This window comes from Mycobacterium sp. TH-M106 (genome assembly GCF_057473765.1).
Map to the genome: position 1 here is coordinate 1 of NZ_JBYCLE010000602.1, position 15314 is coordinate 15314.

At 68.5% G+C, this 15314-nt stretch carries 13 protein-coding genes and 2 tRNA genes; 7 read left to right on the top strand and 8 right to left on the bottom strand.

Annotated elements, in window-relative coordinates; genetic code table 11:
• Window positions 1-1103, bottom strand: a 1103-nt coding sequence (locus AC2VOP_RS20460; RefSeq protein ID WP_486962668.1) for an HNH endonuclease signature motif containing protein, incomplete at its 3' end; no start/stop codon positions are given.
• Between the two features lie 88 nt (window positions 1104-1191).
• On the opposite strand from AC2VOP_RS20460, the gene hemE reads away from it, so the two are divergent.
• Genes hemE through AC2VOP_RS20480 form a run of 4 tightly spaced genes read left to right on the top strand, consistent with a single transcriptional unit; the run spans window position 1192 to window position 5056 of the window.
• Window positions 1192-2313 carry a uroporphyrinogen decarboxylase gene (gene hemE / locus AC2VOP_RS20465; protein ID WP_486962669.1) on the top strand — a complete coding sequence of 374 codons (1122 nt, stop codon included), beginning with the start codon at window positions 1192-1194 and terminating at the stop codon, window positions 2311-2313.
• Window positions 2309-3679, top strand: a complete 1371-nt coding sequence (locus AC2VOP_RS20470) for a protoporphyrinogen oxidase (RefSeq protein WP_486962679.1) — start codon at window positions 2309-2311, stop codon at window positions 3677-3679. The genes hemE and AC2VOP_RS20470 overlap by 5 nt, the downstream gene beginning before the upstream one ends.
• A gap of 22 nt (window positions 3680-3701) precedes the next feature.
• Entirely contained in the window at window positions 3702-4406 is a 705-nt protein-coding gene (gene hemQ, locus AC2VOP_RS20475) for a hydrogen peroxide-dependent heme synthase (protein WP_486962670.1), read from the top strand.
• A 32-nt stretch (window positions 4407-4438) separates the two neighbouring features.
• Entirely contained in the window at window positions 4439-5056 is a 618-nt protein-coding gene (locus tag AC2VOP_RS20480) for a class I SAM-dependent methyltransferase (protein ID WP_486962671.1), read from the top strand.
• Window positions 5057-5081: 25 nt separating this feature from the next.
• On the opposite strand, the gene msrB is transcribed toward AC2VOP_RS20480, so the two are convergent.
• The 4 genes from msrB to AC2VOP_RS20500 form a co-directional block, all read right to left on the bottom strand.
• A complete protein-coding gene (msrB, locus tag AC2VOP_RS20485; RefSeq protein ID WP_486962672.1) occupies window positions 5082-5513 on the bottom strand; it encodes a peptide-methionine (R)-S-oxide reductase MsrB in 432 nt (143 codons plus the stop codon).
• Window positions 5510-6808, bottom strand: coding sequence for an arabinofuranan 3-O-arabinosyltransferase (gene aftC, locus AC2VOP_RS20490; protein WP_486962673.1), 1299 nt, complete (start codon window positions 6806-6808; stop codon window positions 5510-5512). The genes msrB and aftC overlap by 4 nt, the downstream gene beginning before the upstream one ends.
• Before the next feature lie 32 nt (window positions 6809-6840).
• Window positions 6841-8409 carry an alpha/beta hydrolase gene (locus tag AC2VOP_RS20495; protein WP_486962674.1) on the bottom strand — a complete coding sequence of 523 codons (1569 nt, stop codon included), beginning with the start codon at window positions 8407-8409 and terminating at the stop codon, window positions 6841-6843.
• 64 nt (window positions 8410-8473) lie between these two features.
• Window positions 8474-9253 (bottom strand): pyrimidine reductase family protein, encoded by a 780-nt coding sequence (locus AC2VOP_RS20500; protein WP_486962675.1) that lies wholly within the window; start codon window positions 9251-9253, stop codon window positions 8474-8476.
• A gap of 226 nt (window positions 9254-9479) precedes the next feature.
• On the opposite strand from AC2VOP_RS20500, the gene AC2VOP_RS20505 reads away from it, so the two are divergent.
• Window positions 9480-10274: a globin domain-containing protein gene (locus AC2VOP_RS20505; RefSeq protein ID WP_486962676.1), complete on the top strand. Its 795-nt coding sequence runs from the start codon at window positions 9480-9482 to the stop codon at window positions 10272-10274.
• 57 nt (window positions 10275-10331) lie between these two features.
• On the opposite strand, the gene AC2VOP_RS20510 is transcribed toward AC2VOP_RS20505, so the two are convergent.
• Window positions 10332-11519, bottom strand: a complete 1188-nt coding sequence (locus AC2VOP_RS20510; protein WP_486962677.1) for an NAD-dependent formate dehydrogenase — start codon at window positions 11517-11519, stop codon at window positions 10332-10334.
• Between the two features lie 152 nt (window positions 11520-11671).
• Between AC2VOP_RS20510 and AC2VOP_RS20515 the strand changes: the two genes are divergently transcribed.
• Complete coding sequence (locus tag AC2VOP_RS20515; RefSeq protein ID WP_486962678.1) at window positions 11672-13114, top strand: PE-PPE domain-containing protein; 1443 nt, start codon at window positions 11672-11674, stop codon at window positions 13112-13114.
• A 522-nt stretch (window positions 13115-13636) separates the two neighbouring features.
• A complete protein-coding gene (locus AC2VOP_RS20520; protein WP_486962680.1) occupies window positions 13637-15034 on the top strand; it encodes a PGRS repeat-containing protein in 1398 nt (465 codons plus the stop codon).
• A gap of 92 nt (window positions 15035-15126) precedes the next feature.
• On the opposite strand, the gene AC2VOP_RS20525 is transcribed toward AC2VOP_RS20520, so the two are convergent.
• Together AC2VOP_RS20525 and AC2VOP_RS20530 are read right to left on the bottom strand one after the other, a co-directional pair.
• A tRNA-Val gene (locus AC2VOP_RS20525) sits at window positions 15127-15201 on the bottom strand.
• Between the two features lie 17 nt (window positions 15202-15218).
• Window positions 15219-15289, bottom strand: a tRNA-Cys gene (locus tag AC2VOP_RS20530).
• Window positions 15290-15314 lie beyond the last annotated feature (25 nt).

Sequence of the window (15314 nt, forward strand, 5' to 3'; positions counted from 1 at the left end):
TTGGAAGCATGGGTGGGTCCACCATCGGCGTGGGCGATCGTGTGATCGAGGTCGCAATTGATGGCCGGCTCGTCGCAACCGGGAAACCGGCAGGTCAGATCTCGGCATCGGACGAACTTCGCCAGTGTTTTGGAGGGGTGATAGCCCGGTTCGGGTGCGGCATCGATCGGCGGGGTCAGCGGACGCAGCGTGGCCGAGCCGGCCAGATCACGGATCACTTCGGGCGGGATCAGCGCGTCAGCACCGATCAGCGACCCCGGGGTCTTTCCGGTGCCGTCCAGGGTGGCCTGCTCGGCGATGACGTTGATCACCACCGGCGACGGACCGGGTGTGCCGGCCGCCGGGCAATCAGGGCTCCCGCAGCGGCAGGCCAACCGGTCCGCGCCGGCGGCCAGGGCACCCATCGCGTCGGCGCGCCGCTGCTTGTGGGTGCGCGGATCGGCGTCGCACACGGTGGAGGCCAGCGCATTCAGCCTGGCATCGACGGCGTGCGCGTCGCTGCTTAACAGCCGCCCGAAGACCTCGCACAGGCCAGCGGCGCCGTTGCCGCCGTCCCAGATGGAAAACTCCCGGTCGGCCTGCTGCTCGCGGCGCCGGCGCAGCGCATCGGCGTCGGCACGGGCCACGACCTTGTCGACATAGCCGGAGAGCCGGCTGCGCGTCATCGGCGGCCACCGCTGCGCACGCTGCGCCAGGGCGGCATCCACGGCCGCCAGCACCTTGGGGTCGGTGATCAAATCGGTCCGGTAGACGATGGTGCGAAACGTCGCGTAGCTGATATCGCCAGCGCGCAGCAACTCCCCCACTCGGGGTAGGCGGGTGCGCATCGCCCGGGCGTAGTACAGATAGCTCTCGGCCCAGTTGCGGCTGATCCGCAACGCCGCAGCGATCTCGCCGGTGATAAGCGACGCGGTATCGCTGGCCCAGGTCTCGCACTCGCCCCAACGGCGCAACCACAGCAGGTCGAGCTCACTGATCGCGGTCAACCGCTCACCAGCGGCCCGGTTCTCCGCCCGCGTCGCCGCGGTTATCCGATCCACCAGCACCGCAGCCGCCGCCTTGGCCTGCGCATGTGCCGCCACCTCAACATCATCATCGAACATACATTCGATACTAGCAATGCTGTCCGACAAGCCGCACTGTGCGGTCATCCTCCAACCGCCGATCAGCCCCGTGGCAGCATTGAACCCGATGACTACCCGCCGTGAGTTGCCTGATTCGCCGTACCTGGTCGCCGCGGCCGGCCGCAAACCCCGTCGGGTGCCGGTGTGGTTCATGCGGCAGGCCGGCCGGTCGCTGCCGGAATACCGGGCGCTGCGGGCGCGACACAGCTTGCTGGAGGCCTGCCTGGACGCCGAGCTGATCTGTGAGATCACCCTGCAGCCGGTGCGTCGCCATCACGTGGACGCGGCGATTCTGTTCTCCGACATCGTGGTCCCGCTGCGCGGCGCCGGCGTCGACGTGGACCTCGTCGCGGACGTCGGGCCGGTGATCGAGTCCCCGGTGCGAAGCGAGGCCGACGTCGCGGCATTGAAACCTCTTGACCCACAACATATCGAGGCCGTTTCGGCGGCGGTGTCGTTGCTGGTGCAGGCACTCGGCGAGGTCCCGCTGATTGGTTTCGCGGGTGCGCCGTTCACCCTGGCCTCCTATCTGGTCGAGGGCGGTCCGAGCCGCACCCATGCCCGCACCAAGGCGATGATGCTTGGTGCCCCAGATAGTTGGCACGCGTTGATGACGAAGTTGACCGACCTGACCATCGCTTTCCTGGCCCTGCAGCTCGACGCCGGAGTGGATGCGATACAGATGTTCGACTCGTGGGCCGGAACGCTGTCGCTGGCCGACTACCGCGCCCATGTGCTGCCGCACAGTGCCCGGGTGTTCGCCGCGCTGGCCGACCGTGGAGACCGGGATGTGCCGATGGCGCACTTCGGGGTCGGCACCGCCGAGCTTCTCGGCGCAATGGCCGAGGCACTCAAGCCGGCCCGGGCGGCGGTGATCGGGGTGGACTGGCGGACGTCGCTGACCGACGCCGCCGCCCGGACCGGCGCCGGCGTCGTCGTGCAGGGCAACCTGGACCCGGCGGTGCTGCTAGCGGGCTGGCCGGTGGTGCAACGCGCGGCGCAGGCCGTGGTCGATGACGGGCGCCGCGCCGTCGACGCGGGGGCTTGCGGGCACGTCTTCAATCTCGGCCACGGGGTGCTGCCGGAGACCGACCCGGGCGTGCTCACCGAGCTGGTCTCCCTGGTGCACTCGCTGGACGTCCGGCGACGGTGCCGGCCGGATGGGCCAGAGGAGGAGCCGGACAATTAGACCTGTTTCGTATTGCATTGTCGGGGGCGGTATTTCCGGGCTGGCCGCTGCCCACCGGTTGCGTGCGACGGTCGGCGGCGAGGCTGATATCACGCTGTTCGACCCGGCCAGCCGACTCGGCGGGGTGTTGCGCACCGAAAGCATCGGCGGTGTCGCGATGGACGTGGGCGCCGAGGCGTTCGTGGCCCGTCGGCCGGAGATGCCCGCCCTGCTGGAAGAACTCGGCCTGGCGGGGCGGCAGTCGGCCACTACCGGCGTCCGGCCGAAGCTCTACAGCCGGCGAGAACTGCACCCGCTGCCGCCGGATACCCTCAACGGGATCCCGTCGTCGGCGCAGTCCATGATCGGGCTGGTCGACGATGAAACGATCGCCCGCATCGCCGCAGAACCCTCCCGCCCGCTGTGCTGGCGTCCCGGCAACGACCCCAGTGTGGCCGAGCTGGTGGCCGACCGGTTCGGAGAACAGGTTCTGGCCCGCTCGGTGGATCCACTGATCGGTGGGGTGTATGCGGGCTCGGCCGCGTCCATTGGGGTGCGGTCGGCGGTGCCGGGCCTGGCCGCCGAACTCGACCGCGGCGCCGCCAGCCTCACCGACGCGGTTCGCCGGGCACTGCCGCCGCAGACCGGTGCGCCGGTGTTCGCCGCGGTGACCGGCGGCTATGCGGTGCTGGTGGACGCGCTGGTACGCCGCAGCGGGCTGCGCTGGATTCAGGCCGCGGTGGCCGAGATCGGCGGTGGCCCGGGCGGCTGGATGCTGCGCGATGACGCCGGCGGCCGTTGGCACGCCGACGCGCTGATCCTGGCGGTGCCCGCGCCGGGGCTGGCCCGGCTGTCCAGCGGCATCGCCCCGCACACCGCGGCGGCGGCGGAGAGGGTCGACAGCGCATCCTCGACGGTGGTGGCGCTGGCGGTGGCCGGCGGCGCGGCGTTCCCGGACAGCTCGGGTGTGCTGGTGGTCGACGGCGAACCGGTTCGGGCCAAGGCGATCACGCTGTCGTCGCGCAAGTGGGGGATCTGGGGCGACGGGGGAGTGGAGTTGCTGCGGCTGTCGTTCGGCCGGTTCGGCGACACCCCCGACGTCGTCGGCCGAGCCTCCCACGACGAGCTGCTGAGTTGGGCGGTGCGCGATCTCGACACCATCTTCGGTGTCACCGTCGAACCGGTCGAAGCCCGAGTGCAGCGCTGGGCCGACGCGATGCCGCAGTATCGGCCCGGCCATGGCGAACTGGTCGCCGAGTTGCTCGCCGGGCTACCGCCGACGGTGGCCGTCGCGGGCAATTTCCTGAACGGAATCGGGGTGCCGGCCTGCATCGCAGCGGCCGACCACGCGGTCGCGGCCGTGACCAGCGCCACCTTCGCGGTGTAGCTGCCCGTGGCACGATGACTTTATGGCGCACCTCGACTACGACGCACTCAACGCCACCCTGCGATACCTGATGTTCTCGGTGTTCTCGGTGCGGCCCGGGGGACTCGACGCAGGACCGCATACCCGGGAAGAGATCGCCGACGAGACCGCCACCTTCCTCAAACAACAGGAAGAGCGCGGCGTCGTGGTACGCGGTCTCTACGACATCGCGGGTCTGCGCGCCGACGCGGACTTCATGATGTGGACACACGCCGAGCGGGTTGAAGCGTTGCAAGCCACCTACGCCGACTTTCGGCGCACCACCGCGCTGGGACGCGCGTGCACGCCGGTGTGGAGCAGTGTGGCGCTGCACCGGCCCGCTGAATTCAACAAAAGCCACATCCCGGCGTTTCTGGCCGGCGAAGACCCGGGCGCCTATGTCTGCGTCTACCCGTTTGTGCGGTCTTACGAGTGGTATCTGCTGCCTGAAGAGGAGCGGCGCCGGATGCTGGCCGAGCACGGCATGAAAGCCCGGGCGTACAAGGAGGTTCGCGCCAACACCGTGCCCGCGTTCGCGCTGGGCGACTACGAGTGGCTGCTGGCCTTCGAAGCGCCGGAACTGGACCGCATCGTCGATCTGATGCGCGACCTGCGGGCCACCGATGCCCGCCTGCACACTCGGAAGGAGACGCCGTTCTTCACCGGCCCGCGGGTGGGAGTCGAGCAGCTGGTAACCGCCCTGCCGTGAGCTCGCGGTGCGCCGCGGAAGAAGGGACAACCATGGACGCTTCGCCTGCCGACCCGGTGAACCATCATGCCGGTCACGCCCGCTTTGCCGGGCCAATCGGGCTGTTCATCGCGCTGGCCATGTGTGCTTTCGGGGGCACGCGCGCCCGCCTGGTAGTCGACGTTGCCGCTGTGTCGGAGTCGGATCGTGCCGTGGACATTGGCTGCGGCCCGGGCAATGCCGCCAGAGTGGCCGCCCACCGCGGGGCGCGCGTGACCGGGGTGGACCCGGCGCCGGTGATGCTCGGCCTGGCCCGGCTGCTGACCCGTGACCGGGCAGGCATCACCTGGGCGCAGGGCAGCGCGGAAGACTTGCCGCTGCCGGACGGTTCAGCGACGGTTGTGTGGTCGGCCGCGACTGTGCACCACTGGGAGGACGTCACCGCGGGGCTCGCCGAAGTCCGCCGCGTGCTCTCCCCGGGCGGGCGGTTCCTCGCGATCGAGCGCCGGGTGCGGCCCGGTGCCACCGGGCTTGCCAGCCACGGCTGGACAGACCAGCAGGCCGTGACTTTCGCGGAGCACTGTCGCAGCGCAGGCTTCGACGACGTGCACATCGAAAAACCGACCCGCGGCCGGCATGTTTTCCAGGTGGTGAAGGCCAGCCAACGCTGACCGGCGCTCTCGGGGCGCCGGTAACTCAGGAGCTGGACGGCACCAGGCGTAGACAGATCGAGTTGATGCAGTACCGCTGGTCGGTGGGGGTGGGGTAGCCCTCGCCGGTGAACACATGGCCCAGGTGGCTGTGGCAGTTGGCGCACAGCACCTCGGTGCGGACCATGCCCAGCGAGTCGTCGGGGAGCAGGATCACCGCGTCGGAGCTGGCCGGGTCAAAGAACGACGGCCAGCCGCAGTGCGAGCGGAATTTCTCGGTGCTGCGGAACAATTCGGCGCCGCAGGCCCGGCACTGGTAGACGCCCTCGGTGGTGGTGTCGGTGTACTCACCGGTGTGTGGCGGTTCGGTGCCCGCCCGGCGCAGCACCGAGAACTCTTCCGGCGTGAGCTTTTCGCGCCATTGCGCGTCGGTGAGTTCGAGCTTCGGGCAGGGGATATCGGACGATTTCGGCCTCATCGCTCCACGCTAGCGCGCTGCTTTGCGAGCTTCAGCCAGGCCGGGTCGATGCCGTCGCCCAGCCGATTCTCCTCCCGGGCGTCCAGGTAGCGGAAGCACAGCACCGCGCAGACCACAATCAGCACCAGACACCAGCCGTAGGTGATCTTCAGATACTCCAGCGGACGCCCGATGAACATCCAGTTGAAAAGCAGCCAGCGGTCCAGCGTCATGAAGCCGTAGATGCCCAGCCACGCCGGCCAGTTGCGCAGCACCGAGTTGGGCAGCACCACCGTCATCAAGAACGGGAACAGCACCATCGAGTAGTAGCCCTGGCCCAGCGACAGCACCAGAAACGACGCGATCAGCAGCACCCCCGACGACGTCAGCATCCAGAACAGCGGATCTCGGGTGCGGTAGTAGCGGTACAGCAGCCACAGGCTGATAACCGCGATCGCCGCGAACAGCACCCGCAGGAACAGGATCAGCGCAGCCGGCAGGCCGAAGAACACCCCGTTGCCCAGGATCGAGGAGTTGAAGTAGTCACGGGTGCCGAGGATGTAGGGCAGGGTGCGGGTGACGAAATCCATCGGGTCGGGCACCAACGGCCAGGCCGCCAGGTTGAACACCACCGGCACCGCCAAGGCGGTCACCAGCGCCCGCCACTGGCGGCTCAGCAGCGGCAGCAGCAGCAGCGGCAACAGTACGGGTTTGACCACCAGGGTCAGCCCGATCGCGGCACCGGCCCACCACTGGTTTCCGGCGCGCTCATCGAGCAGCCACCGGAAGAACAGCACCTCGGCCAGCAGGATCACCCCGTTGATGTTGGTGAACACCAGGGTGTTGGTCACGCTCTCGGTGCAGAACATGGCCAACAGCAGGGCCGGCGCCGCCACCGACGTCAGCGCGTAGCCGAACAGTCGCAGCAACAGGTAGGCGCCGGCCAGGATGGCGATGACGTTGACCAGGATGAACGCATACCGCGACACCGTCTCCGGCAGGAGCCCGAACGGCGCCATCAGCAGGGTGCCGCCGGGTGGGTAAAGGTAGTGGGGGTCGACGTAGTCGAAGTGCTCGTTGTAGATGTCCAGGCCGTGCCGGAAATTGCGCACCGCCCGGTAGACCGGTTTGAAGTCGTCGGTGATGTTGCCGTTGGTGGTCAGCACCACGCTGCGGTGGATCACCGACAGGATGGCCGCCGGCCACAGCATCGAGCGCAGCACCGTCGCGGTGCCGGGCGCGCTGGTGGGTGGGCGGAACGCGGCCAGCAGGCTGGCGCGGATGTGCTCGGCTGACGTCACGAGCGCACCGTACACCGGGCCGGCGCTGCGCCGCCCGCAAGGCCGACTCAGGCCGGGCAGTAGGTGTCGGTATCGGGTAGTTCGCCGCTGTCGAGGTATTTGATCAGCGGCGGTACCGCGCAGGACGAGTAGATGCTGGCGCCGTGACCGATGCCCTGCCACATCACCCGCTTGCTGGCCGCACCGCCGTTGATGACGGTGGCGGCGGTGGCCGCGACCCCCTCGGCGCCGACGATCGGATCGTTGTGGACGCCGAGCAGCAGCACGTCGACCTTGAGGTCCTTCGGCGGTTCCGATGCGGTGCTGCTGGGCCAGCTCAGGCACTTCACCAGGTCCAGTGCTGCGACGGTGCCGAATTGCGGGTATTGCTTGCCCCAGGCGACCACCAGCTCGCGGACCCGGTCCGGGGTCGGGCGGTCGAGCGCGTCGGCGCACGAGTTGACGAACCGGCCGTCGCTGGCCTGGATCGTTTCAGCCCGGTTGATCAGCCCGGTCAACAGGTTGCTGTCCCCGGAGCGCGCGGCCGCCAGGGCATTGGCCAGGTCGGTGGTGCTGGTGACCCGGTCGCCTGTGGGGTAGCCGAGGGCGACGACGATCGCATGGACCACCGCGGACACCGATGCGCCGCCGGGACCGTTGCCGGACCGGGCGGCAGCCAGCAGCGCGTCGACGGCGCCCTTCGGGTCGGAGCCGAGCGCGCAGTTCACCGCGACGCACTGCGCAGCGAACGCGTCAAGAGCGGCCTGCTGCCCTTTGACCCGCTGCTCGGCGGCGGCTTCGGTGCCCACCCCCAGCGCGATCGGCGAGTCGAGCGCCAGTCTGGCCACCTTGTCGGTATGTGACGCCGCGTAGCTCATCGCGATCTGGGCGCCGTTGCCGACGCCGATCAGGGCAAGCGCCGGCACATCCCAGATGTTGCGCAGCCGTTCGATGTCGGCGGCGGCGTGCGCGTTGTCGTAGGAGGACTCGCCGGACGAAATGATGTCGGTGCAGTCAGTGGTGGCCTCGGTCACGACCTTGCCCAAGTTGGCCACCGGGTCGTCGCCCGGTTCGAATTGCGCCTGGTTCCACATCTCCTGACGTTGCAAACGGTCCCGGCAGTCCACCGCGCTCGACATCCCCATCCCGCGGCGGTCCACCGCGACAATCGGGTGGGTGCGCAACACGTCGGCACCGGCCCGCGACAGCCAGACCGGTAGCTGCAACGACGACGGCAGGTCCCAGCCGGTGGTGAACACCACCGGTCCGGCATCGGCCGGGGTCTGCACCGAGCGGGCACGGACCACACCGATGCTCACCAGCGAGGATCCGCCGCCGAGCGGGTCGACGTCGGAGTCGTAGCTGGCGCAGTCCAACTTGACGCCCGCCGCCGGCGGGACCGCCGCATCGCCGAACACCCGCGCGGTGCAGTCATGCCAGGGCAGCTTGTTCTTCGGCGCGGCGATCGGCGGCGGGCCGGTCTCCGGCTTCGCCTCCGGCTGCCCCTGAGGTCCGGCGCCGGTGTCGGTGGCGAAACGCGGGTTGGCGGCCAGGGTGGGCGGCGCGCAACCGGCCAGCAGCGTGCTTACCACCACGACGGCCGGCAGCAGCGCGGCGAACGGGGCGGGCCGAGTCATGACGATCACCCTAGCGGGAGTTTTTGGTGCCGGGTGTCGGCCACGGCCCGGCTGCCGATCTTCCTCAACCGCCCCTGGCATAACGGGCGTACAGGTAGCCCGCGCTGTCGGTGAGCAGATGGGCGCAGCGCATCGGGGTCCGCACCTGGCTGACGCCGGCCGCGACGCGGGGGGCATGGCCGCCGACGACGTAGGGGGCCACGGTCAGGCACAGCTCGTCGAGCAGGTCGCGCTCGATGAACGAACCCAGCAGCGTCGGACCGCCCTCGGTGAGCACCCGGTGGGCGCCGCGAGCGCTCAGCGCGGCCAGCGCCGCGGCCTCGTCAACCCGGTCGGGGTCGTCGACCGAGCAGTTGATCACCTCGGCGAGGCCGCTCAGCTGGCTTGTCGTCGCATCGGTGGCCGCCGCGCAGGTCAGCACCAGGGGTGCCACCTCGGTGTGGGTGAACACGGGCAGGTCGCGGTCAAGGCGTCCCGATCGGGTCACGATCGCCAGTGGCGGCACCTCGCCTTGCCCGCGGGCCCGACGGTGCTGTCGCTGGGTGACGCCCAGGCGCACGCCCCCGTAGTGCTCGGTGCGCATCGTACCGGCGCCGACCACGATGACGTCGGCGTGCTCGCGCAACAGGCTGAACAGCACCCGGTCGCCGGGCCCGGCCAGCCCGCCTGACCTTCCGGCGACGGTGGCGCCGCCGTCGAGGCTGGCGATGACGTTGGCGCGCACCCAGGTTCCTTGACCTTCCGGATAGGGATGCGGGTAGGCGTAGAGCCGGGACAGTTCGTCGTCGCCGAGCTCACTGGTCGACCCGAGCAGTCGCAGCACCGCCTCTGGGGCGTCAGCCATGGGGTTGATTGCAGCACGTGGCTCCTGTGCATGCCGGACCGACCCCGATCAGTTGCGGGGGCGCAGCCAGTTGAAGCCGCCGAGCCGCGGATGTGAGGAACCGGATTCGTGCCGTTAACGCCATCGCAACCGTGGTGTATCGAGGTTCGCCGATGGTGGGGCTACAGACCAGCTCTGGACGAGCTCCAGCCGACTTCTAGCCCGGACCCGTCAGGGAGGACCGCTGATGCTCAGCTCGAAAGCTGCCGTGATCGTCAAGGAGACGCTGCCCGTCGTCGGCGCGATGATCGAAGAGATCACGACCCGTTTCTACGCGACGATGTTCGTCGATCACCCTGAGCTGGAGCGTGACTTGTTCAATCGGGGCAATCAGGCTCAGGGTGGCCAGCAGCGGGCGCTCGCCGGTGCCATCGCCTCCTTTGCGGAGCTGCTGGTCGCCGGCTACTCTCCGGCGCCGAACAAGATGTTGTCGAGGATTGCGAACAAGCACGCGTCGTTGGGCATCACCGCGGAGCAGTATCAGCTGGTGCATGACTACTTGTTCGACGCGATCGCTGCGGTGGGTGGTGATGCCATCACCGATGACGTCAGCGCCGCCTGGGATGAGGTGTACTGGCTGCTGGCCGACACACTCATAGGTCGGGAGGCTGATCTCTACGCGCAGGCCGGTGTTGTACCCGGTGACGTGTGGCTGTCAGCTCGGGTGCTGACCCGCACACCGGAAGTGCCTGACTGCATCGCATTGACGTTGATCGGCACCGACAGCGCCTTGCCCGAGTTTCGTCCGGGCCAATATACGTCAGTTGCGGTGGTGCTACCCGACGGTGCCCGGCAGATCCGGCAGTACAGCATCAGCGCCGCTACCACGGATGCATCGGTGTGGCGGATCAGGATTCAGCGGGTCGTCGGCGATTCGCTGGTTGGCGAGGTTTCGAACTTTATCCACGAGAACGTGTTCGAAGGCGATGAGCTGATGCTGTCGCGACCGTTCGGTGACCTCACTCCGGGGCTGCTGACATAGCCCAGCAATTGGCGTGCGGTCGTCGGACGGTGGATTGGCTGTCCGGCTACTGTCCGGCTACTGGCCGGCACTGCCTGGGCTGGCGTCGCCGCCGACGCTGTAGGACGCCGCGCCGGTGCCGGCCAGCTGCCCGCCGTCCACGATCAGGTATTCCTCGCGGATGGAGCGGCCGGCGAAGAAGTCTTCCAGGATCTCCCGGGCGGCCGCCGCGTAGCGAGCCTGTGCGGACAGCGTGCAGCCCGAGACGTGCGGCGTCATCGCGTTGTGCGGCATGGTGCGCCACGGGTGGTCGGCGGGTGGCGGCTGCGGGTACCAGACGTCGCCGGCATAGCCGGCCAGTTGCCCGCTGTCCAGCGCTGCGACGACGGCGTCGCGCACGCAGATCTCGGCGCGCGCGGTGTTGACGATGTATGAGCCCCGCCGCATCGTTGCCAGCAGCTTCTCGTCGAACAGGTGGTAGGTCTGCGGGACCAGCGGCGAGTGGATGGACACCACGTCGACCGCGGGGACCAGCGATGCCACGTCGGGGTGGTAGGTCACGTTCAGCTGCTTTTCCACGTCTTCTGGCAGCCTGCGGGTGTCGGTGTAGTGCAGGTGGACATCGAACGGGACCATCCGGCGCAGCACCGCCTGCCCGATCCGCCCGGCGGCAACCACCCCGACGTCCATGCCCTCCACGTCATACGCGTGGGACACACAGTCGGCGATGTTCCAGCCGCCCTCGGCGGCCCAGCGGTGCGACGGCACGAAATCGCGTACCAGGGCAAGGATCTGCATCACCGCGTGCTCGGCAACGCTGATGCTATTGCTGTAGGTTGCCTCGGCGACCGTGATGCCGCGGTCGATGGCGGCTTTGAGGTCGACGTGGTCCGACCCGATCCCGGCGGTCAGCGCCAGCTTGAGCTTGGGCGCCTTGGCGATCCGCTCAGCGGTCAGGTATGCCGGCCAAAACGGTTGCGAGATGACCACGTCGGCGTCGACAAGCTCGCGCTCGAACTGGCTATCCGGGCCGTCCTTGTCGGAGGTGACGACCAGCTGGTGGCCCGCGTTTTCGAGGAACTTGCGCAACCCCAGCTCCCCGGAGACGCAGCCGAGCAGTTCACCGGGCCGGAAGTCGACCGACGACGGGCTGGGCAGCGTCTGGCCGTCGGGGTAGCCGTGCAGCATCGGGATGGCATCGCGGGCGTACACCGGCGGGTAACCGGACACCGGGTCGGGATAGAGCACAAGCACAACCTTGGCCATGACAACCTCTTTTCCAGCGGCTCGCGGGTTTCGGCTCACACACTATCGCCGGCTCGGCCGACCGATTACCCGGTGGTGTATGCCAAGATCGGGGCATTGCCGGACAGGGCTAGCGTTTTGGGGATGTTATGACTGGTCGCAGGCTGCGTTTGTTGTCGGTTGGGCTGCCGGCGATCACCGCTGCGGCCGCGCTGGGAGCATCACCGCCCGTGGTGAAAACGATGTTTGCCGAGGTGACGTTGCTGGGCAGCGACACCGAGGCGTGGATCATGGGCGGCAGCGGCCAGCCGATACCGCCTTCGGACTATCTCACCGAGGTCAGCGAGCGTTACATATCGCCCACGGAACCATTTTTCAGCGGTCAGCCTGCGTTCCGCGTAACCGCCACCAACCCGCTGTTCACGCCGGAGGGGCTGTACCCGACCACCGTCGGGTCTCCCGTCAAGAGCCTGGAATTCGACCCATCGGTGGCCGAGGGCGTCAACATTCTGAACAACACCATCGCGAGCCAGATCGCTGAGGGGAAAAACCTTGTCGTGCTGGGTTACTCGCAGAGCGCCACCATCTCCTCACTGGAGATGCGTGATCTGCTGGCGCTGCCAGAAAGCGAACGGCCAACCGCGGGTCAGCTGTCGTTCGTGCTGCTAGGTGACCCCAGCAACCCCGACGGCGGCTTGCTGGAACGCTTCGGCGACCCCCGCTTGCCGCCGTTGACCGTCCCGAGCCTGGGGGTCACGTTCAGCGGCGCCACCCCGGCGGACACTCCGTGGGAAACCGCCATCTACACAGGCGAATACGACGGCTACGCCGACTTTCCGCGCTATCCGATCGATCTGCTTGCCGATCTCAACGCCCTGCTGGGCCTCGCGGTTGTGCACGACAGCTACCCGACGCTCACCGACGCGCAGCTGGCCGCTGCCAAGCCGTTGCCGGTGTCTGGCGATTACACCGGCCACACCCAGTACTTCATGATTCCCACCCAGGACCTGCCGCTGTTGGATCTGGTGCGGGCCATTCCCGTGGTGGGGAACCCGCTGGCCGATCTGCTGCAGCCGGACCTGCGGGTCCTGGTCAACCTGGGCTACGGCAGCATCACCGACGGTTGGGATCCGGGTCCGGCCAATGTGCCCACTCCGTTCGGGCTCTTCCCGACGAACATCGACGCGGCCGACGTGCTCAGCGCCCTGGCCAGTGGGGCCCAGCGGGGGGCCGAACACTTCGTCCACGACCTGGGATCGCTTTCGCTGCAGGACCTTTCGGGCATGTTGGCCACGCTTGGCACTGCAAACTCCCCGCTGGACACGTTCACCGGGTTCGTGAACACGCTCTCCGGCGCGTTGGCGACGGCCTATGCGACGCTGCTTCCGACGGCCGACATCGTCAACGCCCTGACGACCACCCTGCCGGCTTACGACGTCAGCCTGTTCGTGCAGCAGCTGGCCGAAGGTAACCTCCTGGACGCCGTCGGCCTGCCGGTCGCGGCCGATTTGGGGCTGGGCACGGTCGTCCTCGGCTTCGAAGGCGACGTCATCGTGGGCGCGATCACATCGATTCTCGGCCTCGGCGCTCCGGTGGACATACTCCCGCCTGGGTGAGCTGAAGCATGAGCGGGCGAGACCTGGGTGCCTAAGAAATATCTGCCAGTTCGCGTTGATCGGCGTCCTGTACGGTGTCATGAACGGTGATAGCACAGTTTATCTTCGGTAGGGGTGCTTAGCGTGGGTGCTTATAGGGGCGCAGCAGTATGGTCGGGTCGGCGCGGTGTGACCGCAGGCCGGGGTGCCCACGGGGTGGTCGGAGCCGGCACGGTGGTGGGGGCGTTTGTGGCCTTCGGGGTGACTTCGCTGGGCAGTGTGCCGGTTGCGCGTGCAGACCTCGATGATCTGCTCGTTGACCTGCTCGACCCTGCTGACTGGGGCACGGTGTTTGCGCCAGCCAATTGGGACGGACTGAACTTCGACCCATCCGGTGCTACCGAGGCGATAGGCGGGGCGCTTGCGGGTGGCGGCGCCGCCGACCCGGCGACGGTGCTCGGGCACTCGGTGACGGCCGTGCCTGCCGCCGAGGCCTTCCAGAAAGACGTCTACTTGCCGCTGCACAAGGCCGTTGAAGCCTGGATCACCAGCGCGACGGGTGAGCAGGTCGACAAGGTGCTCAACGCACCCTTTGTCGACCTGACCGGACGCGGGCTAATTGACAACGGCATTGCCGGTAGCCAAGCAGATCCCACCGGTGGGGCCGGTGGCTGGCTGCTCGGCGACGGGGGTGCGGGCTGGAGTTCCACCGAGGCTGGTGTGGTTGGCGGTAATGGCGGCGATGCCGGCCTGTTTGGCAACGGCGGTGCTGGTGGCGCTGGCGGCGCTGGCGCGGCCGGCGGCAACGGCGGTGACGGCGGGTCTGTGATCGGTGACGGCGGTGATGGCGGCAACGGTGGTGCCGGAACCGCCGGTGAGGCCGGCGGCAATGGTGGTAACGGCGGTCTTGGTGGGTTCCGATTCGGTGTCGGCGGCAACGGCGGCGACGGCGGCGACGGAGGTGCTGGTGCGGCCGGCGGAAACGGCGGTGCCGGCGGGAATATCCGAATCTACGATTTCGGTATCGGCGGCAACGGTGGCGACGGCGGCGACGGCGGTGCCAGTGGTGTCGGTGGCACCGGGGGTGCGGGCGGCAACGGCGGTGATGCCGGCAACGGTGGTGCGTTATTCGGCGTCGCTGGCCACGGTGGTGACGGCGGCACCGGTGGCACCGCTACCGGCGAGGGCAGCACTGGCGGTGCCGGTGGCAGTGGCGGTGTCGGCGGCGGCGGCAGGCTTGCCCCGGAAGGTTCAGTCACTTCCCTCTTCGGTACCGACGGTGGTGCCGGCGGCGACGGTGGTGCGGGCGGCACGGCTACCGGTGTAGACAGCACCGGAGGTCACGGCGGCGAAGGCGGCATGGGCGGTATGGGCAGCCTACTCGGCAGCAGTTCCGGTGGAGCCGGTGGCAACGGCGGCGCTGGTGGAGCAGCAGCCGGCAACGGCAGTGCCGGAGGCGCAGGGGGTGCCGGTGGTGACGGCGACATAGGCAGTGTCGCCCCCGGCGGGACTAGTGGTGACGGTGGCAACGGTGGTGCGGGCGGCACGGCTACCGGTACCGATAGCATGGGCGGCCACGGCGGCGCCGGCGGCGAGGGAGATTACGGCGCTAGCTTGGGCGCCGGCGGTGACGGCGGGAACGGTGGTGACGGCGGTGCAGCCTCTGGCACTGGTGGCACCGGAGGCGATGGCGGCAACGGCGGTGACGGAGGTGACGGCGTGACCGCCCCCGGCTACGGTGGACACGGCGGTGACGGCGGCGCAGCGTCTGGCGCTGATGGCACCGGAGGCGATGGCGGCAACGGCGGTGACGGCGGTATAGGTCAGATCGTCGCCGGTGGTCACGGTGGACACGGCGGCCAGGGCGGCGCCGGTACCAACGGCGCTGTTTCAGGTCACGCGGGCAAGGATGGCAGCGCCGGTGAGAGCGCTTTTGGATAAAACACCGAATCGACGAATCAACCCCGATTAGATAGCGGCGGGGCTTCGCTTGGCGGACGGTCTTCCGATAGCGCTCGGCGCTGCAATAAGGATGGTGCGCGGTACTGGGATTGAACCAGCGACCTCTTCCGTGTCAGGGAAGCGCTCTCCCGCTGAGCTAACCGCGCCTGGAGCTGATGAGCAGAGGTGGAGACGGGAATCGAACCCGTGTGCACGGCTTTGCAGGCCGTTGCCTCACCACTCGGCCACTCCACCGCTGGGACTGATGCCACTTGCACCT

Bases quoted from the DNA above. Each gene is read 5' to 3' on its own strand.
- hemE (WP_486962669.1), top strand. From the start codon at position 1,192: ATGACTACCCGCCGTGAGTTGCCTGATTCGCCGTACCTGGTCGCCGCG.
- hemQ (WP_486962670.1), top strand. From the start codon at position 3,702: ATGGCGCACCTCGACTACGACGCACTCAACGCCACCCTGCGATACCTG.
- AC2VOP_RS20480 (WP_486962671.1), top strand. From the start codon at position 4,439: ATGGACGCTTCGCCTGCCGACCCGGTGAACCATCATGCCGGTCACGCC.
- msrB (WP_486962672.1), bottom strand. From the start codon at position 5,513: ATGAGGCCGAAATCGTCCGATATCCCCTGCCCGAAGCTCGAACTCACC.
- AC2VOP_RS20495 (WP_486962674.1), bottom strand. From the start codon at position 8,409: ATGACTCGGCCCGCCCCGTTCGCCGCGCTGCTGCCGGCCGTCGTGGTG.
- AC2VOP_RS20500 (WP_486962675.1), bottom strand. From the start codon at position 9,253: ATGGCTGACGCCCCAGAGGCGGTGCTGCGACTGCTCGGGTCGACCAGT.
- AC2VOP_RS20505 (WP_486962676.1), top strand. From the start codon at position 9,480: ATGCTCAGCTCGAAAGCTGCCGTGATCGTCAAGGAGACGCTGCCCGTC.
- AC2VOP_RS20510 (WP_486962677.1), bottom strand. From the start codon at position 11,519: ATGGCCAAGGTTGTGCTTGTGCTCTATCCCGACCCGGTGTCCGGTTAC.